The organism is Maricaulis sp., from assembly GCF_048268525.1.
GTDB lineage: Bacteria > Pseudomonadota > Alphaproteobacteria > Caulobacterales > Maricaulaceae > Maricaulis.
In genome coordinates this window covers 90,989-111,335 of the sequence record NZ_JBLWVH010000004.1, presented here as the reverse complement: position 1 = coordinate 111,335, position 20,347 = coordinate 90,989, and the positions used below count along the sequence as shown (strand labels likewise).

The window sequence follows — 20,347 nt, the reverse complement described above, 5'->3', positions numbered from 1 at the left end:
GCCGAACCCTGGCCGTCGGTAGATCGCCTGTGACCCGGGCGCCCTTGACCTGAAGACCCGGATACGACGGTCTCCCGGCAAGCGGTTTAGGGTGGGGATTGCGCCAAAGGCGCGGGGGTAGAGGGGCGCTCGCGAAAAACGGTACGTGTCCCCGTTCATTCGCGTCCCGGGCAAACCCGACCGCCCCGAAGGGCGGCCGGATTGGCTGGCTCAGCCCTCGGTCGGCTTCTTCTTGCCGCCAAGGCTGAACCAGCCCTTCACGGTATCCTGGTTGGCCTGGTTGAGCGCACCCATGCGGAACAGGACGCCGGACACCCAGATCACGAAGGCGGCAAAGGCGATCATTGCGGCCGTTGTGCCAACGACTTCGACCATGCCGACTTCGTGCGGCAGGCGCGCCAGCATGATGAAGGGCGTCCATAGCGGCACCCAGCTGGCAATCGCCACGACAGGGGAATCCGGCGAGTCGACCGCCAGCATCACCAGGAAGATCGGGACCATCATGACCAGCATCATCGGGGTCATCAGGGTCTGGGCGTCCTGCAGGGTTTCACAGAGCGAGCCGATGGCCAGGAACACTGCGCCGTACATCAGATAACCGATGATGAAATAGCCCAGCGCCGGAAGTAACAGGCCGGGGTCAAGGACGGCGGCGAGGATCTCGGCTATCGGCATGTCGGTGGAGGCTGCAAGCTGCTGCACGCCCACCGTTCCCAGCAGGCCCATACCGCCCCAGACAACCAGCAAAGTCGCTGAAACCGCCGCGACGCCGAGCAGCTTGCCGGTCAGGATTTCATGATGCCGGGTCGAAGCCAGCATCATTTCCAGGATCTTGTTGCCCTTCTCTTCGATCATGGCGCTCAACAGCATGTTGACAACAGAGAAAATGATGACCCAAAGGCCAAATGCGGTCATCGCGCTGACAACGAGCGGGATGCGCTCGGCAGCCGTTACCTCGGCGGTGTCGCCGGTTCGTTCTGGATTGAGTTCGCGGACAACGGGCGACAGGTCTTCGGCCGTTTCGATCAGCTGCGGGTTGACGCCGGCATCAATGAGATACTGGGTCTGCATGTGGTTTCGCAGTGAAGTCCGAATCTGAGAGCGAAGACCGCCGTCCGAGATATTGGCGCTCCAATAATCGATCTCGATCGCGCTATCGGCACCGCGTCGCAGGTAGATTGCAGCGAACAAGCTGTGTTCTCCGTCGGCGGCGGTAAACGTTGCGTTGTTGGTGAGATAGGGGCGCAGGGCGTCAAGCTCGGTCTGGCCGACATCAACGCGGACATAGCGTTCGTCCGACAATTGCGGTTGCGAGGCCAGTGCGGCTTCGATCTGCGGGTTGTCGCCGAACATGTCGCGGGCCATTTCCCGCGTCCGTATCAGCGCTTCGGCGCGACTGGCTTCGGCTTCTGCCTCGATGGCCGCTTCCAGCGAACCACCGGTCTCGTCGACGAGGACGTAATAGCGAGTCGGCTGGGAGTTCTCGATCAGGATCGGCATGCCGATGCCCAGCGCCATGAACATCGGCACCGAGGCGAGCGACAGCCAAAAGCCCCAGGTGGCGACATAGGAGAGGAACTCGCGGCGAGCGATGAGATAGATGGCGCGCATCACACGGCCTCCGTTTCGGCGTTGGCAGTGGCGCTGGCGCCGACGAGATGGACGAAGGCGTCGTGGAGGTGCGCGCGCACCGGCTCGAAGCGGGCCAGTTTCACGCCGCCATCGACGCAGGCCTTCAGCACGTCCTGGGCGTCGATGCCGCTGGCGAGATCGATCGTCCAGACCGCATTGCCGTCGACGGGTTCGCCGCGGGCAATTTCACCCTTGCCGGCAAGTAGCTGAGACAGGTCATGGTCAGACGCGGCCTCGACGGTCACCCGGCGCGGAACCTCGCCCAGCGCTTCCTTGACGCTGCCATCGAAGACCTTGCGGCCCTTGGCGACCAGCACGATCTGGTCACACAGGCGCTCGGCATGTTCCATGACATGAGTCGAGAACAGGACGGTCCGTCCGGCCTCGGCCTGGCGGCGGACAATCTGTTCCAGCGCATTCTGGTTGACCGGGTCGAGGCCCGAGAAAGGCTCGTCGAGGATGATGAACTCCGGCTCGTGGACCAGGGTCGAGATGATCTGGACCTTCTGGGCCATGCCCTTGGACAGGGTTTTCACCTTGCTCTCGGCGACGCCGGGCAGCTCAAACTCTTCCAGCATGGCAAGGCCGCGCTTGCGGGCCTCGGCCGCACCGACACCCTTTAGGCGGGCAAAGAAGGTGATCACGTCGATCACCTTCATCTTGCGGTAAATGCCGCGCTCTTCCGGCAGGAAGCCGACCCGGTCGAGGGCCGCCGGTCGCGGCTTGCCGCCGAACAGGCTGACCGAGCCGCTGTCGGGGGTGAGAATGCCCAGTGACATGCGCAGGCTGGTCGTCTTGCCGGCGCCATTGGGACCGAGAAAGCCGGTGATCCGACCGCGCTGGACGCCAAAACTGACGTCGCGCACAGCCGGTTTGCCAGCGAAGGTCTTCGATACGTTGGAAAGTTCGAGAATGGTCTCGGACATGATGCCCCCTGTCATATATCCGGCGGAGCCTAATCAGAGCGGTGGCGCGAGGCTACCGGCATTGGGCAGTGCGGCGTCCCCCCAACGGCTGGATCAGACCAGGTCGAGCACGAAATAGGGCAGGTCGAGAGGTGGCGGGTCTGCGAGGCCCAGCTGGGTCAGTTGATGATGCGCCTGCCCGCGGTGATGGGTGGCGTGGTTGAACATGTGGGTGAGAATGATCCGGCGGGGCAGGGTGCGATCCGTGCCCGACATGTCCTTGTAGCTGAAGTCCTCGGCGATGGCGGTGTCGGTCAGGCCGGAGATGAAGCCGCGTGTAGCGTCGTCCTGCTCCTGCCGCGCGGTCCACAGGGCTTCAAAGTCCGCCGTCGGCGTCTCATCGAGGCTTGCATGCGGCGCGGGCTGCGACATCAGACGGGCCAGCCACAGGCGGTCGGCGACGAGGATATGGGCCAGTGTGCCCTGCAGCGAGTTGAAATAGGCTCCGATATCGCGGCTTCGGGCTTCCTCGCCCACATCCCGCGCGGCGGCATAGATACGCCGGTTGGCCCAGGCATTGTAGTCGGCGAGTTGAAGAAAATGGTCGCGCATGGCTGGGACTCCGCTCGCTGCAAGACTGATGTTCAATCGGCTGGCCGCCGGTCAGGTTCAGGCCGATACTGCCCGTGTTGCAAAAGCACACAAGGGTGAACACGCATGAGCAGTGAAGACGCCCGAACCAAGCTGATGGCCCTGCGCCAGGAATTGCTTGACCTGTCAGATGCCGCGCGTGACGACCGCAAGCCGGTCGAACTCGACCAGCAATCCGTGGGGCGCCTGTCGCGGCTCGATTCAATGCAGGTTCAGGAAATGGCCAAGGCCGCCAATGCCCGCCGCGCGGTCGAGGTTCGCCGGATTGACGCGGCCCTGGCCCGGGTCGACGAGGATGATTATGGCTGGTGCGTGGAGTGCGGCGAGGTCATCGAGCCCGCCCGCCTGGCGCTGGACCCCGCCGTTCCACGCTGCGCCGGCTGCGCCTGAGCCGGACGAATTGCTGATCGGTCACTTCAATCCGGCGCAACCTTCTGGGACACTGCCCGCGAAGGAGACGGCCTGAATGTTCGATCTGTCCACGCAAACGCTCGCACAAGCCCATGATGCGCTGGGGCAGGCGACGCGCTGCCAGCTGCCACAGGCGCTGGCTGCCGACGCCCATGCGGACCTGCTGCAGGCGGTGGATGCCGTGCCGCGCTGGACATTGGTCACCCGCCTCGGCGGTCGTCATCTTGATCTGGACGCCGCGGCCATGGACGCGATGCCAGCGGCGCAGCGGGCCGAATTTGATCGCCGAGTCCAGGCGGGCGCGGCGGAGGGCTTTCAATATCTCTACGAGACCTATCCGCTTTACGACAAATGGCATGGCGGTGTGCTGGCCGATGAGGCGCCTGTACTGGCCGACCTCTACACCGCCCTCAACAGCGCCGACTTCCTGGATCCGATGCGACAGATCCTTGAGGCGCCGGAGATCAGCTTTGCCGACGCCCAGCTGACGCGCTATCGCGCCGGGCATTTCCTGACCACGCATGATGATGGCAATCCGGGCAAGAACCGGGTCGCAGCCTTCGTCCTGACACTGAGCGAGGGCTGGCAGGAGAAATGGGGCGGCGTGCTCCAGTTCGAAACAGCACTGGGTGATGTCACCGGGCGCTTTGTCCCGCGCGGTAATACTCTGTCCCTGTTCAAGGTTCCGCAACCGCACCAGGTCACGCCGGTGACGGCGGGTGTCGCGGCGCATCGAGTGTCAGTCACCGGCTGGTTGCGGACCGGGGATGATCCGGGACCGGTCAGCCGGGCCAGCTAGCGCGGCGCGTAACCGGCTCGGCTGATCAGGGTCCGCAAAGCGTCGTCGCCGGGCGAGGCGAGCTTGAGCAATTCGACAAACGGGTCGCCGCCCAGGTCGAGACAGCGGGCGAAGGCCGGCTCGGTCTTCAACCCGCTCGCCTTGGCTTGGCGCACGTCCACCCGCAGCCGGTCCTCGGCGAGCCCGAGCAGGCGGTGTTCGGCCAGCCAATGGACATAGCTCTCATGGGTCTCGACCGGACGTTCGCGGCCGAAAATCTCCACCGGGACACCCTCGATCTCCAGCCTGGCGATGATCGAGGCTTCGCCGGCATGCTGGTTGTCTCTGACGGTCGCGCCCGGCCATTTGGCGCTGAACTCGATCAGCGCCGCTTTGAACGCTGGCAGTCCATCCGTCGCGCAGCAGGCAATGTCGATATCCGCCCCCGGTCCGTGAATGTTGAGCGGTATGGAGCCGACCCAGCGCGGCGTGAATGCTGCCAGTCGCCGCATCAGGCCGTGGCGCGACATGATCTGGCGGGCTTGCGAACAGGGCAGGATGGTTTCGGTCATGCCTCGCCGTTTCGCGCACGGCCCGGCGGCTGTCAATGCGGGCCGGATCGGTCTGACATCTTCGTGCATGGACAGGCACAGGCGTTGGGGCGAGTGTTTGGGGTCACCTGAGGAGGTCCCGCATGGGGTTTTACAGCGAGCGCATCCTGCCCAATCTCATTGCCTGTGCCTGCGGCAGCAAACCGGTCGCCAACCACCGCAAGATCATGGTGCCGGAAGCCAGTGGCCGGGTGCTCGAAGTCGGTATGGGGTCGGGACCGAACCTGCCCTATTACGACGCGAGCCGGGTCAGCCAGATCATCGGGGCCGAGCCGTCCAAGGGCATGCGAACCAAGGCGCGGCGGGCGATTGACGCCCAGTCCATCCCGGTCGAACTGATCGACGCGCCCGGCGAGGCCCTGCCGGTCGAGGACAAATCGATCGACACGGTCCTGCTGGCCTTCACCCTGTGTACAATCCCCGACTATCAAGCCGCCCTCGCCGAGATGCGACGCGTGCTCAAACCCGACGGTCGCCTTGTCTTCATGGAGCATGGTCTGGCACCGGATGAGAGTGTGGTAAAATGGCAGCTGCGTCTGGAACCGGTCTGGAAGATCACCGGAGGAGGCTGTCACCTGACCCGCCCGATGGACCGCCTGATCGAGGCAGGCGGCTTCCGCATTGATCGGCTGGAAGCGAATTACGAGCCGCGGACGCCGAAATTTGCCGGCTATATCTATCGGGGTCTGGCGGGGGTGCGGTGAGGGCCGCTGGGTCCTTGTCTCCATCCTTGCAACGTCTCAACCAATCAACATCGTCTTCCCACGGGGACCGCGAAGCGGGCATCCGGGGGACCTTTGCGTCTCTGTCGACAGGGTGGACGGGGGCCCCCGGATTGCGGCGGTGCTGCGACCGTGGGATGACGACTAAATGGAGAGTGCCCGACCCAGCCCCTCACGGCATCCCGGGAAAACTCGACACGTATTCGATCTTGATATCCGGGAAGCTGGTCACGAACTGGATTGTGAAGTCCGGGAAGCTGTCGACGAATTCCCACTCCCCGCAATCATCCGCGAACGATGTGACGGCCTTGACCTTGAGGTCGGGAAAGCTGGTGACGACCTGAACCCGGATATCCGGGAAGCTGTCCACGATCTCGACATCACCATGAAGCGGGATGCCGTTGAAGGTGCAGTCGTCAGCGATGGGGCCTGCAAGGGCGAGGGCGAGTTCGGCGAGCATGTCATGACCCTGCATGCTCAGTGATGAACCTCGGCTGACTGCGTCACAGTCAGCGCCGACTTGTCGCCAGATAGGCAAAGGCGAGCGAGAGTACAAGGATGCCGGGCGAGTAGGCGTACAGGTTCAACTGGGCGAATGGTTCGGTGGCGTTGGCGAGCGGGCCGGGCATGTAGGCCATCACGCCCCGTATCGCGAAGAGGATTGCGAGGCCGGCAAGCGGCAGTCGGACCAGTATGACGGCCTTCCACCCCAGGATACCACGCACGAATGCCAGACCGCCGGCGGCGAACAGAGCAGCGGCAACGGTGAGGGTGATCAGGCGTGGCGGCATGGTCTGCGCGTGCGTGATCCCCACAACCGTGTTGACGAGAGCGGGTTCGGATTGTGCCGGCCATAGCCCGCCAAACGCCCAGTAGGCATGGATCAAGGCGAGGGCGACCAAGGCAAAGGCGGTGACGACCCCGACGGTAAACGGTCTCAATATCGACAGCACCCGTAGTCCACCCTAGTCCAGCGCCTTCAAAATGCTCTCCGTCATCTTCTTCGCATCGCCCAGCAGCATCATCGTGTTGTCGCGGAAGAAGAGCGGGTTTTCGACGCCGGCATAGCCGGAGCCCAGCGAGCGCTTGATGAAGAAGACGGTGCGCGCCTTCCAGACCTGCAGCACCGGCATGCCATAGATCGGCGAGCCGGGATCGTCCTCGGCAGCGGGGTTGGTGACGTCATTGGCGCCGATCACGAAGGCCACGTCGGCATTGGAGAAGTCGGAATTGATGTCCTCCAGCTCGAACACCTCGTCATAGGGGACATTGGCTTCGGCCAGCAGGACATTCATGTGGCCGGGCATCCGTCCGGCGACCGGATGGATGGCATAGGCGACGTCGACGCCTTCGGCCTTGAGCATGTCGCCCATTTCGCGCAGGGCGTGCTGGGCCTGGGCGACGGCCATGCCATAGCCCGGCACGATGATGACCTTGCCGGCATTCTTCATCACGAAGGCCGCGTCCTCGGCCGAGCCCTGCTTGGCATTGCCTTGCGGACCGGCGGCAGCCGCGGCGTCGCCGCTCTCGCCGAACCCGCCCAGGATGACCGAAATGAAGGAGCGGTTCATGCCCTTGCACATGATGTAGGACAGGATTGCGCCAGACGAGCCGACCAGTGCGCCGGTGACCAAGAGGGCGGTGTTCTCCAGCGTGAAGCCGAGCGCCGCGGCAGCCCAGCCGGAATAGGAGTTCAGCATCGACACCACGACCGGCATGTCGGCGCCGCCGATCGGGATGATCAGGGTCACGCCGAGCACGAAGGCGGCCAGGGTGATCAGCCAGAAGGCCGTCTTGGCGTCACCGCCCGAGGCCATCAGGAAGGCCACCATGATGACGATGAAGGCGCCGATGGCGATATTGATCAGGTGACGGGCGGGTAGCAGGATAGGCGCGCCGGACATGTTGCCGTTCAGTTTGGCAAAGGCGATCACCGAGCCGGAGAAGGTGATGGCTCCGATGGCCGAGCCGACCGACAGCTCGAACAGGGAGAGGGGTTTCAACCCGCCCATCGCGTCGGCAATGTGGAAGGCTTCCGGGGCAAACAGCGCCGCGGCGGCGACCAGCACGGCAGCCAGTCCGACCAGCGAGTGGAAGGCGGCAACCAGTTGCGGCATGGCAGTCATCGGGATGCGGCGGGCGATGATCGCCCCGATCCCGCCACCGATCATCACACCGCCAATGATCAGGGCAATCGAGGCCCCGTCCAGATTGACCGCCAGCAGCGTGGTGACAATGGCGATGGCCATGCCGGCCATGCCGAAGAAATTGCCCTGGCGCGCGGTTTCCGGATTGGACAGGCCCCGCAGCGCGAAGATGAACAGGATCCCCGAGGCGAGGTAGAGCAGTGCGGCGAGATTTGCAGACATGGCGCTCTCTTGCGAGTTGTGGCGGTTAGTCGGAGTAGCGGATCGTGTAGCCGCTGAGGTCGCGGATCGTGGATCCGCTTCGCATATCCAGGGGGCCGATCCGTAGCGTTAAATGGGCATTGGGATCGTTGCGGCTGATATTGACGGCCTCGATCAGGCGCTCGGCCCGCCAGTGGCGAATCTCGTTTCCGCCACTGTCCTGCGGTGGAAGATCGGCGACGTCGAGCCAGAGGATGTAGTAATTCTGCCCGTAGGGATCATAGCGATCGCAGGTGATGCGGAGTTCCATCACGTCCAATTGCAATTCGGTGACGTTGCCGCACTCGACGTCATAAAAGCGAGGTCGGGGCAGAGCGTTGCGGCGCCGTTCGGCTTCTTGTGCCTCCTGGTAAAGCTCAAGTGTTCGCCGATCGATGGTCGTCGAGCCAGAGCCGTCCGCCTGCTCATCGTCGTCCGGCTCTTCCCCCTGCACCGCTTGGCGCCGGAGGATGGCCGGATTGCGCAGGGTCGGCAAAGCTGTCCGGGTCTGGGGTTGTGGCTGGTTCTGGGCTTCGGCGCCCGAAATGCCGGCAGCAAGGACAGACAGGAGTATCAGCGGCTTCATCATGGCTGACGCTCCTTCTTCTTGTACATGGCGAGCATGCGCTGGGTGACCAGGAAGCCGCCGAATATGTTCACGCTGGCGAGGATGATGGCGACAAAGCCCAGCCCGCGCGAGAAGCCGGCACCGCCGGCGGCTTCGGCCGTCGCTGCAGCATCACCGCCACCGGTCGCGGTCGCCGTGGCGGCCAGAAGGGCGCCCACGATGATGACCGAGGAGATGGCATTGGTAACGGCCATCAGCGGTGTGTGCAGGGCCGGGGTCACCGACCAGACGACGTAATAGCCCACGAAAACCGCCAGGACGAAAATCGCCAGGCGGAAGATGACGGGATCAACGGCTTCCATAGGTGGCTCCATTGTTGTTGGTTTTCGGTTGGAATAGTTGGCCTAACCCAACGCCCAATATCAGGCTAAAGGCCACGATGAGCGGGATCGCGGCCCAATCCGACCAGTCGTCCACATGAGCAACGAACACGAGAGTCACCGGGTAGAGGTGAACTGGGAGCAACAGCGCCGCCACAAGGCTTGTAAAAGCGGCTGCCCGCTTCCGAGGTGTCAGCGTTGGAACCGAGGGAAAGCGATCAGGTTTTTCCGCATAGCGCCACCCGCATATCCCGAACAAGACCAAAAAAAGGGTAGCGATCAGCAGAGTCCATCCAGGCGCGTAAACGAGCCCCAACATTGCCGCAGAGACAAAAGTTGAGATGGCAACAAGCGCAATCAGAAGGCTATAATTGGGCGTCACGCGCTTTCCTTCACCAGCGTCGGATGCACGACTTCGCCGTCCCTGGTCAGCGCCATGCCCTGGATAACTTCATCATCCCAGTGCGGGGCGAGGCCGTTCTCTTCATTGACGAGGAGCGGCAGGAGATTGGCGAGGTTTTTGGCATAAAGCGCCGAGGCGTCGGCGGCGAGGCGGCCGGCAAGATTGCCATAGCCGGCGATCTTGACGCCCTTGTGCTCGACGACCTCGTCGACCTTGGTCAGTTCGCAATTGCCGCCATTGGGGGCGGCGAGATCGATGATCACCGAACCCGGCTTCATGGTCTCGACCATGGCTTTCGTGACCAGGGTCGGGGCCGGGCGGCCCGGGATCAGGGCGGTGGTGATCACAATGTCCTGCTTGGCGATATGGCTGGCCACCAGCTCGGCCTGTTTGGCCTGGTATTCCGGTGACATCTGCTTGGCGTAACCACCGGCGGTCTCAGCCTGTTTGAATTCGTCATCCTCGACGGCGATGAATTTCGCGCCCAGCGAGGCGACCTGTTCCTTTACCGCCGGGCGGACATCGGTAGCGGTGACAATGGCACCGAGGCGGCGCGCCGTGGCGATCGCCTGCAGGCCGGCGACGCCGACCCCCATCACGAAGGATTTGGCTGGGGCAACCGTACCGGCCGCCGTCATCATCATCGGGAAGGCGCGGCCATAAAGTTCCGCAGCTTCGATCACGGCGCGATAGCCGGCGAGATTGGCTTGTGAGGACAGGGCGTCCATGGCTTGCGCGCGGGTGATGCGCGGCACGAATTCCATGGCGAGCGCGTCAATCCCGGCCTTGGCCAGGCCTTCTGCCATCTTGGTATTGCCGTGCGGGCTGAGATGGGAGACCAGCAGAACACCCTTCAGCTTGGCCAGCGTGGCCTCGTCCGGGCTGCGTACCGCGAACAGCGCATCGGCGCCCTTGAGTGTTGCGGCTGCGGTGCCGACTTTCGCACCTGCGTCGGCAAAGGCCTCATCGGTGACGGCGGCGGTCAGTCCGGCGCCTTTCTCGATGGCAACCTCGTGGCCGGCGGCCACGAACTTCTTGACGGTTTCAGGGGTGGCAGCCACGCGGGTCTCGCCCGCATGTCGTTCTTTCAGAATGGCAATTCGCATTTCGTCCCGCCGCTTTTGGCTTGATGCGGCGAGGATGCGCGAATTCTCCCGTGAGGGGAAGGCCCCTCCGGGATATTTCTAGACCGAAGTCGGGAAGAATTGTGCAGTGCGAAGATCCGGCGAGGAAATCAGCCGCCGAACGCCATACCGAACAATTGAACGAGGCCGCCACAGACAAGGCCGAAGACGAAAAGGCCACCCACGGTGACATACCAGGACGTCTTCATGCCCAGCGCCAGGCCGAGCACGCCGCCGACAATCGCGGTGGCGATCAGCGAAACCATCCAGTCCATACCCACGGCAAAGGCCAGGGTGAGGTAGAGCACGGTGACGATGGTCAGCAGGCTGCCCCAGACGGTGACCGCGATGAAACCGTCAAACGTGGATTTCTGGGAGGCGATATTCATTTCGCCACGAACATAATCAGACGCCATCGGTTGCGTGCCTCCGTCAAAACTGGATTTCGAGCGGATAGCACGCGTTGAATGTCCCGCCAAGATGCCAGCGCCATATGCCGCAGGTGACACCTGTCATGTCCGATCGGTGACGCCTGCTACTGCCGTCGTCGCCGGGGCCGGGCCAATGTGCTGGCAGACAAGACAGGCAAGGAGCCCAGGCATGACCGACCTTTCAACCCAATTCCTCAATGAGCGCCGCCGCTACAGTGCGGCTGCCGGCGGTGGCGTGTCGCTGCCCGTTGCAGGCGCTGTATACTGGGCCGGCCTCGCCATTGCGGGCCTCTACATGGAGCCGACCCAATGGGCCTACACGGCCGCCATGTTCTCCGGTGCGATCTTCCCGCTCGGCGTTCTCCTGCAGGGTATGTTCAAGTCTCCCTTCATGAAGGCCAAGTCGCCCTTGTCGGGGGTCACGACCGCCGCCATTGTTGCCATCAACTTGCTTTGGCCTGTCCACATGATCGTCATCTGGACCGCGCCGCAGGCGGCCCCCCTGACCCTCGCCATCGGCATGGCGCTGCATTGGCCGATTATTGGCTGGGGTTATGCCAGCCGGGTCTGCCTCATCCACGCCATTGTAAGGGTTGCGGCGGTGACGGCGATCTTCTTCGGCCTGCCCGAGATCAGCCTTGTCGCCATCCCGATGGTGGTCAGCGGGCTTTACCTTCTCGCCGCTGCCGGGCTTTCTTGGGAGTCGAACCGCTTTCGCCGCATGCTGGCGATGCCGGGCTGAGGAAGGCGAAGACCGTGATCACCGTGCGCGAGCTGACATCGCCGAACCGGCCCTGGATCCATCTCCTCTATCTGGGCATGTTCTTCTTCGGGTGGTTTTACGCGCCACCCGAACCGGTCGAGGCAGCGGTCTCGCTGGCGGCGATGGCCGGTTTTATCGCGGTCTACATCTTTGCGATGCGTCGGCTCGACTGGACGGTCTATCCCGCCGCCCTTGTGGCCGTGTTGCTCGGCTTGGTCCTCCTGCCGCAGACCCCGGGGGGCGGCGTCTACCTGGTCTTCGCCGCCGCCATGCTGGGGCGGCTGCGTTTCACGGCGCCGGTCTGGGCGGCCCTCGCCGCGGTATCGGTATCCGGTGCCGCCGCGATGATGATGTTCGCGCCGACACCACTGATGGCGTTAGGATTTCTGGGTCTCGTCGCGATGGCCGCCGGCGGTTCCGCCATTGCAGCCCGCAATGAGCGCCAGGCCGCGCAGGCCAGCCAGACCCAGGCCCGAGCCGCCCATGCGGCAGCCGAGGCCGAGCGTCAGCGTATCGCCCGTGACCTGCATGACCTCCTGGGACACACACTCTCGGTCGTCACGCTGAAGGCCGAGATCGCCGAAAAGCTCATCGATCAGGACCAGGACCGGGCGAAGGCCGAATTGCAGGCGATCCAGACCATTTCCCGCGATGCCCTCGCCGAAGTGCGTGAGGCCGTGATCGGCCTGCGCGGCCGGTCACTGGCCGACGCCCTGGCCGATGCTGTCCAGCGCTTGCGCGATGCCGGCGTCACTGCCCGGGTGAGCGGTGCTGACCAGACTGGCGGACTTCCCGCGGACGCCTCAACGGCTCTGGCCATGGTCGTGCGCGAGGCGGTCACCAATATCCTGCGTCATGCCGAAGCCGGATCTGTTTTGCTGACCTTTCGCCGTGATGGTGCCCATGCCTGTCTCGACATTATTGACGATGGTGTCGGTGGGGCGAATCCCGCTGGCGGCGGACTGTCGGGGCTGGATGCCCGTTTGAGGTCGCTGCACGGAGCCTTGCGTGTCGGGCCGGGCCCGTCGGGCTCGGGAAGCTGTGTCGAGGCGTCGCTGCCCTGGGCCGGAGGTGGTCATGATTGAGGTGGTGATCGCCGAGGACCAGACGCTGCTGCGTGACGCGCTGTCGACCCTGCTGGGTCTGGAAAGCGACATTGCGGTGGTCGGCCTCGCTGCCAATGGCCGCGAAGCGCACGAGCTGGTGCGTCGCCACAAGCCCGATGTGTTGCTGACCGATATCGAGATGCCGGACATGACCGGGCTCGAACTGGCCGCCCTGATGCGCCGCGAGGAGATGGCCACCCGCGTCCTGATCGTCACCACTTTCGACCGTCCCGGCTATCTGCGTCGGGCGATGGAGGCGGGCGTTGCCGGCTTCGTGCTCAAGGACGGGCCGTCGGCCGATCTGGCCGGCGCCATCCGCCGCGTCGCCGCCGGTGAGCGGGTGATCGCGCCGGAGCTGGCCGCCCGCGCCTGGGACGAGGCCGATCCGCTGAGCGATGCCGAGCGCCGTCTGTTGCGGCTGGCGGAGGCCGGCCTCGACAGCAATGCCATCGCCGAGGCGTCTGGCCTGGCCCGCGGCACGGTGCGCAATTACCTGCACAGCGCCATCGGCAAGCTGGGCGCGAGCAACCGGATCGAAGCGGCCCGTATTGCCCGACAAAAGGGGTGGTTGTAGGAATCCGCCTGTCCTAGACTGGCCGTGCTGCAACCAGTTCGGAGCGTCGCATGCGAATTCCCTTTGCCCTTTGGTCCGGTGCCATTGCCCTGTTGGTCTTTGTCGGCCTGGCCGGGCGGGAATATCTCAATTTCGGGGCGCTCGAGTTCGACCATCTTTGGCCGATCGGACTGAAGGTCGCCGGCGTCTGGATCGCCCTGGTGGTGATTGCGGCTGTCGTTTCGGGTTTCCGCAAGGCAACCACACCGCCGCCGGACGAGCTGCCTGATGATGTGGCACAGGAAATCCGGCGTCACCCCGAGCACTGAGGCCGTGCGGTCGGGCTACAGGTTCGTTCAACCCCAGCCCGGACCGGTCAACACTTCCAGCGCGGCAGCGACTGCAATCGGTTGATCGAGGATCAGGTGGTGCTCGGCCTGCGGGATCGAGACCATGGTGGTCTCCGGCCCGAACGTCTCCCGCATGAAGCCCCAGACTTCGTCGGTCACCAGGCGCGACTTGGCGCCACGGAACAACGCGATGCGTGTCTTCAGTGCGCCGACGATATCGGCCGGTGGCGGGCGGTTATAGTCCAGCTTGTCCCAGAGTTTCGGATCGAACTTCCAGGTCCAGCCGGATGTTCCATCAGGACGGGTGACAGGTTTCAGCGATTGCCGGGCAATGTGGTCAAGCAGGAAGGCGTTGTCGCAGTCCTGTTCCGGCAACAGGCGAAAGCGCGCCAGGGCGGCTTCGAAGGCGTTGTAGATCATGCCGCCGCGTGAGGGCGGGGAGGAGCGACGCTGTTCCTCGCTGGGCCGGATCGGGCTGTCGAGAACCGCGATGCCCGCGAGGCGCTCGCCATGCTCCATGGCTGTGGCCAGCGATACGAAACCGCCGAATGAATGACCGACGACGAAGGGCTTGCCCGCTTCGAACGCGCCGCCGTCTTCGCCGGCCGCGAGGACTTCCAGCGCATAGGTCTCCATGCGGTAGCGGTCGCGGTGATCGCTGTCGCCCATGCCCGAGAGGTCAAGCGCGACGACGCGGCGGGTGTCGGCGAGGAAGGGCGCGATACTGTCCCACCAGTCCTTGTGGGCGACCCCGCCATGAACAAGGATCAGACCGGGTGCACCGCGTGTGCCCCAGGCCTTCCAGCAGATGGTGGCGCCCTCGACGGTTACGGATCCGGTATCGGTCGCAACGGCGAGAGCTTTGACAAACCAGTCGGGTGACGGCGGACGGTCACCATTGAACTGGACAAGCGGGGCAGGCGGGCGGGGGGAGGACGCGGCTTTTTGGCTCATCAGCTAGCGCTAGCCCCGGGGGGCGGCGCCGTCAATTGCCGCCGGTCGCGGGAGCGAGGGATATCAGATAGGGAACGGCGAATACGGCCCATGCATTATTGGCGACATGTCCGAGGATCGGTGCCGCCAGCCGTCCGGTCCACACCCGGGCCGCGCCCAGCGCCAGGGCCAGGAAGAAGGTCGATGTCATGACCAGCAGGCCCTGGGTGATGTGGACGAGGCCGAAGGCCAGTGCCGAAATGATGATCGCGAAAAATGCCGGCACACCGCGCGCCATCATCATCGGCAGCATCCAGCCGCGAAACAGGATTTCCTCGACGATCGGCGCGGCTATCAGGGTCAGGCCGATGACCAGCCACAGGCTGGCCCCGGCTCCCGCAAAGTCATCAACATTGGACAGGTCGTCCCGCGAGGCACCGCCGGACAGGGTCATGTCGGGGTTGCTCATCGCGAATTCGTGGAAGCTGAGTGTCAGCGGGCTGGCGATAAATACCATGAAGATGATGGTCAGCGCCGCCGCGACAAAATCGGTGAAACGCAGGGGAAAAATGCTGAATACCGGCCGGTGCACCTTGTAGCGCTTCATCCAGACCCACATGACAACCGCCAGGCCGGCATACCCGAGGATGATGCCAAGGAATGTTGCGCCGCCCTCGTTCAGGCCGGTTGCCGGTCCACCGGCCATGGCCCAGCCGATAATGGTTGCCAGTTGCGCGCCATAGATCAGGGCGAACATCATGGCCGGCCAGACGATCATGCCCGGCAGGGACCGGATCACGCGCATGCGGTGAGGCTCTGCCAGTCCGGCGAAGACGTCATGGCGCGCAAATGGCCAGCGGGTCTGTGATCCTTGCGAGACAGCCATGTCGTTGGCGAATGCCACTCCCGTTCCGAACGTTAAGCAGGTCTTGAGCCTTATGCTTAACCGCTCGTTGCCGTCTCTTAAACGTCAAATTTAGACAAGTGTCCCATAACGGTTCGCATAGACGCCCCGCTTGAAAGAGCGGTGAGGCCAAAAGGCCCGGCGAAATAACAATGCGACCGAAAAGGCGTGGGTGATGGTGAAATCAGTTCTGATCGTGGATGACGATCCGACGCAACGCCGCCTCCTTCAGGCGGTGATCGAGAAGCAGGGGTATCGGGCCGAGACCGCGGAAAGCGGCGAGGCGGCGCTCGAGCGCGTGGCATCACCAGGGGTGGATGTCATGTTGCTGGACCTGATCATGCCGGGCATGGACGGGATGGAAACGCTGGAGGCGGTCAAACGCAAACAGCCGGACCTCCCGGTCATTGTCCTGACGGCAAGCGGTGGTATCGAGACCGTTGTGGCAGCCATGCGCGCCGGAGCCGCCGACTTCTTCGTGAAGCCGGCCAGCCCGGAACGCATCACGGTGTCGATCCGCAACGCGCTCAAGGTGCAGAACCTGTCGGGTGAAGTGAAGCGTCTCAGCCGCAAGGCCGAAGGCACGCTGGGCTTTGCTGACATGATCGCCGGTGCGCCGACGATGCGGCAGGTGGTGCGTCTGGGTGAGCGCGCTGCACAGTCCGATATTCCGATCCTGATCACGGGCGAAAGCGGCGTCGGCAAGGAGCTGGTCGCCGGATCGATCATGGCTGCGTCCAAGCGTGCCGGTGGTCCGTTCGTCGCCGTGAACTGCGGGGCGATCCCGGAAAACCTCGTCGAGTCGACCCTGTTCGGCCATGAGAAGGGGGCCTTCACCGGCGCCGTCGGCAAGCATATGGGCAAGTTCCAGGAGGCCGATGGCGGCACCCTGTTCCTTGACGAGATCGGCGAACTGCCGCTGGACATGCAGGTCAAGCTGCTGCGCGCCCTCCAGGAAGGCGAGGTCGACCCGGTCGGTGGCAAGCGCCCCGTGAAGGTCAATGTCCGCATCATCTCGGCGACCAATCGTGACCTGGCCGAGCAGGTCGCGGCAGGGGCCTTCCGCGAAGACCTGTTCTATCGCCTCAACGTGTTTCCGATCGAGGTGCCATCCCTGCGCTCGCGCAAGGATGACATTCCGGCCCTGGTCCGCCATTTCATCGGCCGGTTCAACGCCCAGGAAAACAAATCGATCCAGGACGCGGCACCGGAGACCCATGCGCTGCTGTCGACCTATGACTGGCCGGGCAATGTCCGTCAGTTGGAGAATGCGGTCTTCCGCGCCGTTGTCCTGTCGGATGATGACCATCTGAAGCCGGAAGACTTCCCCCAGATCTCCGGCCTGACGCCACAGATCGGCGAGATGCCGGATACCGGAGCATTGTCCGGGATCGCCCAGGTGGCGGCAGCTGGCGACAGCGCGGCTGCCGATGATCTGGGCCCGGTCGATATCATGGACGAGGGCGGGCATCTGCGTTCGCTCGAGGACATCGAGCGCGATCTGATCGAGTTCGCGATCGAGACCTATGCCGGACGTATGAGTGAAGTCGCTCGACGTCTGGGAGTCGGCCGCTCGACGCTGTATCGCAAGGTCCGCGAGTACGAGCTGGATGTGGACGGCGTCCGCGCCGCCGGCTGATCAAACGAAAAAAGCCTCCCCGCCACGGGAGGAGGCCTGCCCTGCGGGGCGGGGGACGGCACGGGCCGGCGCTGCCATGCGCGCCGGCCCGTTTTCATGTCAGATCGAGGCAATGGGGAAGGCGGGCAAACACTGCCCGCCCTCATTCAGCCAGCGGCGGCGAGGCGGTCGGCGGTCCGGTCCAGCCATCCGGCATAGACCGGCAGCAGGGTCGCCTCGCGGCGGAAGCGGGCGCGCAATTGCCGGACCAGCCGGTGGAGGGATGTGTCGAGATTCGTGTCGGTGTCATTGTCCGCCATCAGGCCCAGCTCGATATGCAGGCGCAGGATGTCGATCCGGCTGCTTAGTCCGTGGATCTGGCCGTCGAGCCGGGTGACATAGTCACGGGTCAGCGGGTCAGCGGCAAGCGGCGTGTAGAGGCGCGTCTCGCGGTCGTCGACCAGGCGGTCCAGTGCGGTCATGCCGTCGGCAAAGGCCGCCCGCCCCTCTGCTGTGGCCAGGCCCTCGCGTGAGGCGGTGTCGAGCGCGTCGAAGAGCGCCTGCTCGTGATGGCCAAACACATCTACATCCTGAAACATCGCGTCCATCCTGTTCAAATCAGAGGCACAGGATAGGCGCGCGCCGGGCGGCGTGCGCGTGGAAGTCGGGTTAACCCTGAACGAATTGCTAATCGTCGGACGAACCGCCACCGCCCGGAATCACCCGGAAACCGGCGCGCAATGTTTCCGGCGCAGGGCGGTCCTGACGCGGCGAAGACGGTGAAGCGGCGGGGGTTTCTTGCGGACTGTCAATATCGTCATGGATGTCGCGACTGCGCGGTCTCGGACGGTCGTCCTTGCGCTTGAAGCCATTGCCACGCGACATCGGCTTGCGGGCCTTGCCCTTGGCCTTCTTCTCGATTTCGCGGAGCTTCAGCGCCTGGCGAGCCGACAGGGCGTCGTCGGTATTGCCCTTGTCGGGGTCATTGAAGGCGGAACCGAATTTCTCCAGTCGTTCTTCCAGCGAACCGAGGAATTCGCCTTCCCATTCGGACAGGTCCGGGGTCTCGATACCGGAATCCTCGGCGGCCTTGCGGGCCCGTTCGAGCCGCCGCAAGGCGCGCCGTGTTTTCTTCTCGTCGATCTTGCGAACCAAGCGAGCCTCCGGGTGAGGCCGCCAGTCTAGCCCTCGACGGCGCCGAGATACAGTTCCAGCAACGCTTCGGCTTCCTGGCGCTCATGGCGGTCGATCTTGCGCAGGGCGATCACCTTGCGAAGGATCTTGGTGTCATAGCCGGAGGATTTCGCTTCGGCGTAAACTTCCTTCATGTCGGCCATGACATTGGCCTTGTCTTCCTCAAGCCGTTCGATGCGGGCCACGAAGGCCTTCAGCTGCTCGCGCGCCGCGCCGCCGATGGCGTCGGACTGGTCGCTGTGGGTCTCGTTCGCGGGATCAATGAATGCCATGGGGGAAGCCTTTCAGGTGGACGGAGCGGGAGACTAGTTCCAGCCCCCGTCAGCCTCAAGCGGTTGGGCCAGTCAACGCGGCAATTGGTTGCTACTCCGCCGCCTGCCGACGCACTTGAGCCACGGCATCATGCACGGCGGCGGGATGATGGTGGTGGAGGTTGTGGCCGGCTCCGGGGATCCAGCGCAGGCTCGCACGCGGCATGCGCTGGGCGGCCATGCCGCCATGGCGGTGCGACCACAGGACCGTGTCCGCCTTGCCGGCGAGAATCACGGTCGGCTGGGTGATCGTCCCGTAAAGCCCGTCCTGGGCGTCGAGATGATGGTTGACCTGCATCATGTCGCGCGAATTGGCCTGCCAGCTGCGTGGCCGCAACAGCAGGGGAAGTGCCGATGCCTCAATATACCCATCCGGCATCGGCTCGGGATGAAAGGCTTTGACCGCGCCACTGGCGGCCTGACGCTCACCGGTCAGCGGTACAATCAGCCAGGTGATCAACGGACCCAGGACCGGCCAGAAACTGGCGGCGTTGAACCAGGCAGCATCGCCGATCCAGGCCGACAGGGCCGGCGCGACCAACACGATCCCGGCGACATGTCCGGGATGGTCCAACGCCAGTCGCAGTGTGATCGCTCCGCCCCAGGAATGTCCGATCACGGTGACCGGGCCGGTATCCAGCGTGTCGAGCAGGTCGGCGATCAGACTCGCCTCGCGTTCCGGATTCCAGTCGCCGGCGGGACGGTCGCTCCAGCCCAGCCCGGGGCGGTCGAGCCAGATGACGCGCTCGTCGGACAAAACGCCCGACAGCGCGAGATAGGGTTCCTCCAGGTTGGATGCCGCCCCGTGCAGCACAAGAATGGCCGGCCCGGTGGCCGGGCCCGTCTGGCGGAGATGAAGGCGGGTCCCGTTGACTGTGACGAAGTCGGCGCTCGGCGGGAAACGGCTTTCGATCCGGGCGATGATCCGTTGCGCGCGCCAGACCGCGAGGCCGGTCAGTCCGAGCAAGCCGGTGATCACGACAGCAAGAAGCGTCAGGAAAGGCGACACCGGTCAGAGCGCCCGGCCGGCCTGCAGGGCTAGCAGCCGGTCCCGCGCCTCGATGGCACCAGGGTGGGCCGGAAAGATTTCCAGTGCGTCCTGATAGGCTTCCAGCGCAGCATCAAGTTCATTGGCCCGTTCCAGGAGGCGGGCAATCGTCAGATAGGCGTCGTAGCGACGCGGCTCCAGGGTCAGCGCGGTATTCAGTGTTTCCAGCGCGTAGCCCCAGTCCTCGGCTTGGGCGGCCATGCGCCCGGCGGCGAGCCAACCTTCTGCGAACTCCGGAGCAAGCTGGGTCACATGATCGTACATGCGGGCCGCGATATCGGTGTTTTCGGCCTGTTCAGCCAAGCGACCGCGGTCCATCAGCAATGATACCGTGTCGCTGCCGGAATGGGCCCACAGGGCGTGGATTTCATCAATCAATGGCGGCGCGTCTTGCTGGCTGGCTCTGGCGAGCGCATCCAGCCGCTCGGCGAGGCGTTCCTCCGGCGTCTGGAATTCGACCTGGGGCGCCAGTTGCACATCGGCAGGCGGCGCGTCCTGTACGCCGGTCAGCAGGAGGAGGCCGGATAGGAGAAGGGCTGTCATGCCAGAACCATAGACGGCCTT

27 protein-coding genes are annotated in these 20,347 nt (G+C 64.3%); 8 read left to right on the top strand and 19 right to left on the bottom strand.

The window, feature by feature from the left end:
• Positions 1-210 precede the first annotated feature (210 nt).
• From ACN0X9_RS03665 to ACN0X9_RS03655, 3 genes are all read right to left on the bottom strand, one after another.
• On the bottom strand, positions 211-1,611 hold the full coding sequence (locus tag ACN0X9_RS03665) for an ABC transporter permease (protein WP_417486282.1): 1,401 nt from the start codon (positions 1,609-1,611) through the stop codon (positions 211-213).
• Complete coding sequence (locus ACN0X9_RS03660; protein ID WP_417486281.1) at positions 1,611-2,558, bottom strand: ABC transporter ATP-binding protein; 948 nt, start codon at positions 2,556-2,558, stop codon at positions 1,611-1,613. The genes ACN0X9_RS03665 and ACN0X9_RS03660 overlap by 1 nt, the downstream gene beginning before the upstream one ends.
• Positions 2,559-2,651: 93 nt before the next feature.
• A complete protein-coding gene (locus tag ACN0X9_RS03655) occupies positions 2,652-3,149 on the bottom strand; it encodes a DinB family protein (RefSeq protein WP_417486280.1) in 498 nt (165 codons plus the stop codon).
• Between the two features lie 105 nt (positions 3,150-3,254).
• Here ACN0X9_RS03655 and ACN0X9_RS03650 point away from each other — a divergent pair, with 105 nt between their 5' ends.
• Both ACN0X9_RS03650 and ACN0X9_RS03645 read left to right on the top strand, forming a co-directional pair.
• Positions 3,255-3,578, top strand: a complete 324-nt coding sequence (locus ACN0X9_RS03650; RefSeq protein ID WP_417486279.1) for a TraR/DksA family transcriptional regulator — start codon at positions 3,255-3,257, stop codon at positions 3,576-3,578.
• Positions 3,579-3,654: 76 nt separating this feature from the next.
• On the top strand, positions 3,655-4,398 hold the full coding sequence (locus tag ACN0X9_RS03645; RefSeq protein WP_417486278.1) for a 2OG-Fe(II) oxygenase: 744 nt from the start codon (positions 3,655-3,657) through the stop codon (positions 4,396-4,398).
• Here ACN0X9_RS03645 and ACN0X9_RS03640 read toward each other — a convergent pair.
• A complete protein-coding gene (locus ACN0X9_RS03640) occupies positions 4,395-4,949 on the bottom strand; it encodes a DUF4269 domain-containing protein (protein ID WP_417486277.1) in 555 nt (184 codons plus the stop codon). The two genes, ACN0X9_RS03645 and ACN0X9_RS03640, sit on opposite strands and share 4 nt — an antisense overlap.
• A 122-nt stretch (positions 4,950-5,071) precedes the next feature.
• Between ACN0X9_RS03640 and ACN0X9_RS03635 the strand changes: the two genes are divergently transcribed.
• Complete coding sequence (locus ACN0X9_RS03635) at positions 5,072-5,692, top strand: class I SAM-dependent methyltransferase (protein ID WP_417486276.1); 621 nt, start codon at positions 5,072-5,074, stop codon at positions 5,690-5,692.
• 190 nt (positions 5,693-5,882) lie between these two features.
• On the opposite strand, the gene ACN0X9_RS03630 is transcribed toward ACN0X9_RS03635, so the two are convergent.
• From ACN0X9_RS03630 to ACN0X9_RS03595, 8 genes are all read right to left on the bottom strand, one after another.
• The gene (locus ACN0X9_RS03630; RefSeq protein WP_417486275.1) at positions 5,883-6,170 is read right to left on the bottom strand and encodes a hypothetical protein; all 288 of its coding nucleotides are present in this window, start codon (positions 6,168-6,170) and stop codon (positions 5,883-5,885) included.
• Positions 6,171-6,219: 49 nt separating this feature from the next.
• The gene (locus tag ACN0X9_RS03625; protein WP_417486274.1) at positions 6,220-6,651 is read right to left on the bottom strand and encodes a DUF3995 domain-containing protein; all 432 of its coding nucleotides are present in this window, start codon (positions 6,649-6,651) and stop codon (positions 6,220-6,222) included.
• Between the two features lie 24 nt (positions 6,652-6,675).
• Positions 6,676-8,079 carry an NAD(P)(+) transhydrogenase (Re/Si-specific) subunit beta gene (locus ACN0X9_RS03620; RefSeq protein ID WP_417486273.1) on the bottom strand — a complete coding sequence of 468 codons (1,404 nt, stop codon included), beginning with the start codon at positions 8,077-8,079 and terminating at the stop codon, positions 6,676-6,678.
• 25 nt (positions 8,080-8,104) lie between these two features.
• The gene (locus ACN0X9_RS03615; protein WP_417486272.1) at positions 8,105-8,686 is read right to left on the bottom strand and encodes a hypothetical protein; all 582 of its coding nucleotides are present in this window, start codon (positions 8,684-8,686) and stop codon (positions 8,105-8,107) included.
• The gene (locus ACN0X9_RS03610; protein ID WP_417486271.1) at positions 8,683-9,027 is read right to left on the bottom strand and encodes a proton-translocating transhydrogenase family protein; all 345 of its coding nucleotides are present in this window, start codon (positions 9,025-9,027) and stop codon (positions 8,683-8,685) included. The genes ACN0X9_RS03615 and ACN0X9_RS03610 overlap by 4 nt, the downstream gene beginning before the upstream one ends.
• Complete coding sequence (locus tag ACN0X9_RS03605; RefSeq protein WP_417486270.1) at positions 9,014-9,427, bottom strand: hypothetical protein; 414 nt, start codon at positions 9,425-9,427, stop codon at positions 9,014-9,016. The genes ACN0X9_RS03610 and ACN0X9_RS03605 overlap by 14 nt, the downstream gene beginning before the upstream one ends.
• Positions 9,424-10,554: a Re/Si-specific NAD(P)(+) transhydrogenase subunit alpha gene (locus tag ACN0X9_RS03600; protein WP_417486269.1), complete on the bottom strand. Its 1,131-nt coding sequence runs from the start codon at positions 10,552-10,554 to the stop codon at positions 9,424-9,426. The genes ACN0X9_RS03605 and ACN0X9_RS03600 overlap by 4 nt, the downstream gene beginning before the upstream one ends.
• 128 nt (positions 10,555-10,682) lie before the next feature.
• Positions 10,683-10,988 carry an aa3-type cytochrome c oxidase subunit IV gene (locus tag ACN0X9_RS03595; protein ID WP_417486268.1) on the bottom strand — a complete coding sequence of 102 codons (306 nt, stop codon included), beginning with the start codon at positions 10,986-10,988 and terminating at the stop codon, positions 10,683-10,685.
• A 184-nt stretch (positions 10,989-11,172) separates the two neighbouring features.
• Here ACN0X9_RS03595 and ACN0X9_RS03590 point away from each other — a divergent pair, with 184 nt between their 5' ends.
• Genes ACN0X9_RS03590 through ACN0X9_RS03575 form a run of 4 tightly spaced genes read left to right on the top strand, consistent with a single transcriptional unit; the run spans position 11,173 to position 13,754 of the window.
• On the top strand, positions 11,173-11,745 hold the full coding sequence (locus ACN0X9_RS03590) for a DUF7010 family protein (protein ID WP_417486267.1): 573 nt from the start codon (positions 11,173-11,175) through the stop codon (positions 11,743-11,745).
• 14 nt (positions 11,746-11,759) lie between these two features.
• Positions 11,760-12,851, top strand: coding sequence for a sensor histidine kinase (locus tag ACN0X9_RS03585; RefSeq protein WP_417486266.1), 1,092 nt, complete (start codon positions 11,760-11,762; stop codon positions 12,849-12,851).
• Positions 12,844-13,446, top strand: coding sequence for a response regulator transcription factor (locus ACN0X9_RS03580; protein ID WP_417486265.1), 603 nt, complete (start codon positions 12,844-12,846; stop codon positions 13,444-13,446). The genes ACN0X9_RS03585 and ACN0X9_RS03580 overlap by 8 nt, the downstream gene beginning before the upstream one ends.
• Before the next feature lie 50 nt (positions 13,447-13,496).
• Complete coding sequence (locus ACN0X9_RS03575) at positions 13,497-13,754, top strand: hypothetical protein (protein WP_417486264.1); 258 nt, start codon at positions 13,497-13,499, stop codon at positions 13,752-13,754.
• 27 nt (positions 13,755-13,781) lie between these two features.
• Here ACN0X9_RS03575 and ACN0X9_RS03570 read toward each other — a convergent pair whose 3' ends face one another.
• Positions 13,782-14,729 (bottom strand): alpha/beta fold hydrolase, encoded by a 948-nt coding sequence (locus tag ACN0X9_RS03570; RefSeq protein ID WP_417486263.1) that lies wholly within the window; start codon positions 14,727-14,729, stop codon positions 13,782-13,784.
• Positions 14,730-14,760: 31 nt separating this feature from the next.
• Complete coding sequence (locus tag ACN0X9_RS03565) at positions 14,761-15,612, bottom strand: CPBP family intramembrane glutamic endopeptidase (RefSeq protein WP_417486262.1); 852 nt, start codon at positions 15,610-15,612, stop codon at positions 14,761-14,763.
• 175 nt (positions 15,613-15,787) lie between these two features.
• Here ACN0X9_RS03565 and ACN0X9_RS03560 point away from each other — a divergent pair, with 175 nt between their 5' ends.
• On the top strand, positions 15,788-17,251 hold the full coding sequence (locus ACN0X9_RS03560; protein WP_417486261.1) for a sigma-54-dependent transcriptional regulator: 1,464 nt from the start codon (positions 15,788-15,790) through the stop codon (positions 17,249-17,251).
• A 146-nt stretch (positions 17,252-17,397) separates the two neighbouring features.
• On the opposite strand, the gene ACN0X9_RS03555 is transcribed toward ACN0X9_RS03560, so the two are convergent.
• From ACN0X9_RS03555 to ACN0X9_RS03535, 5 genes are all read right to left on the bottom strand, one after another.
• A complete protein-coding gene (locus ACN0X9_RS03555; protein ID WP_417486260.1) occupies positions 17,398-17,829 on the bottom strand; it encodes a hypothetical protein in 432 nt (143 codons plus the stop codon).
• An 88-nt stretch (positions 17,830-17,917) separates the two neighbouring features.
• Positions 17,918-18,385 carry a hypothetical protein gene (locus ACN0X9_RS03550; RefSeq protein ID WP_417486259.1) on the bottom strand — a complete coding sequence of 156 codons (468 nt, stop codon included), beginning with the start codon at positions 18,383-18,385 and terminating at the stop codon, positions 17,918-17,920.
• Between the two features lie 26 nt (positions 18,386-18,411).
• Positions 18,412-18,696 (bottom strand): DUF2312 domain-containing protein, encoded by a 285-nt coding sequence (locus ACN0X9_RS03545; RefSeq protein ID WP_323761841.1) that lies wholly within the window; start codon positions 18,694-18,696, stop codon positions 18,412-18,414.
• Between the two features lie 91 nt (positions 18,697-18,787).
• Positions 18,788-19,744 (bottom strand): alpha/beta fold hydrolase, encoded by a 957-nt coding sequence (locus ACN0X9_RS03540; RefSeq protein ID WP_417486258.1) that lies wholly within the window; start codon positions 19,742-19,744, stop codon positions 18,788-18,790.
• A gap of 3 nt (positions 19,745-19,747) precedes the next feature.
• The gene (locus ACN0X9_RS03535) at positions 19,748-20,326 is read right to left on the bottom strand and encodes a tetratricopeptide repeat protein (RefSeq protein ID WP_417486257.1); all 579 of its coding nucleotides are present in this window, start codon (positions 20,324-20,326) and stop codon (positions 19,748-19,750) included.
• Between the last annotated feature and the right edge of the window lie 21 nt (positions 20,327-20,347).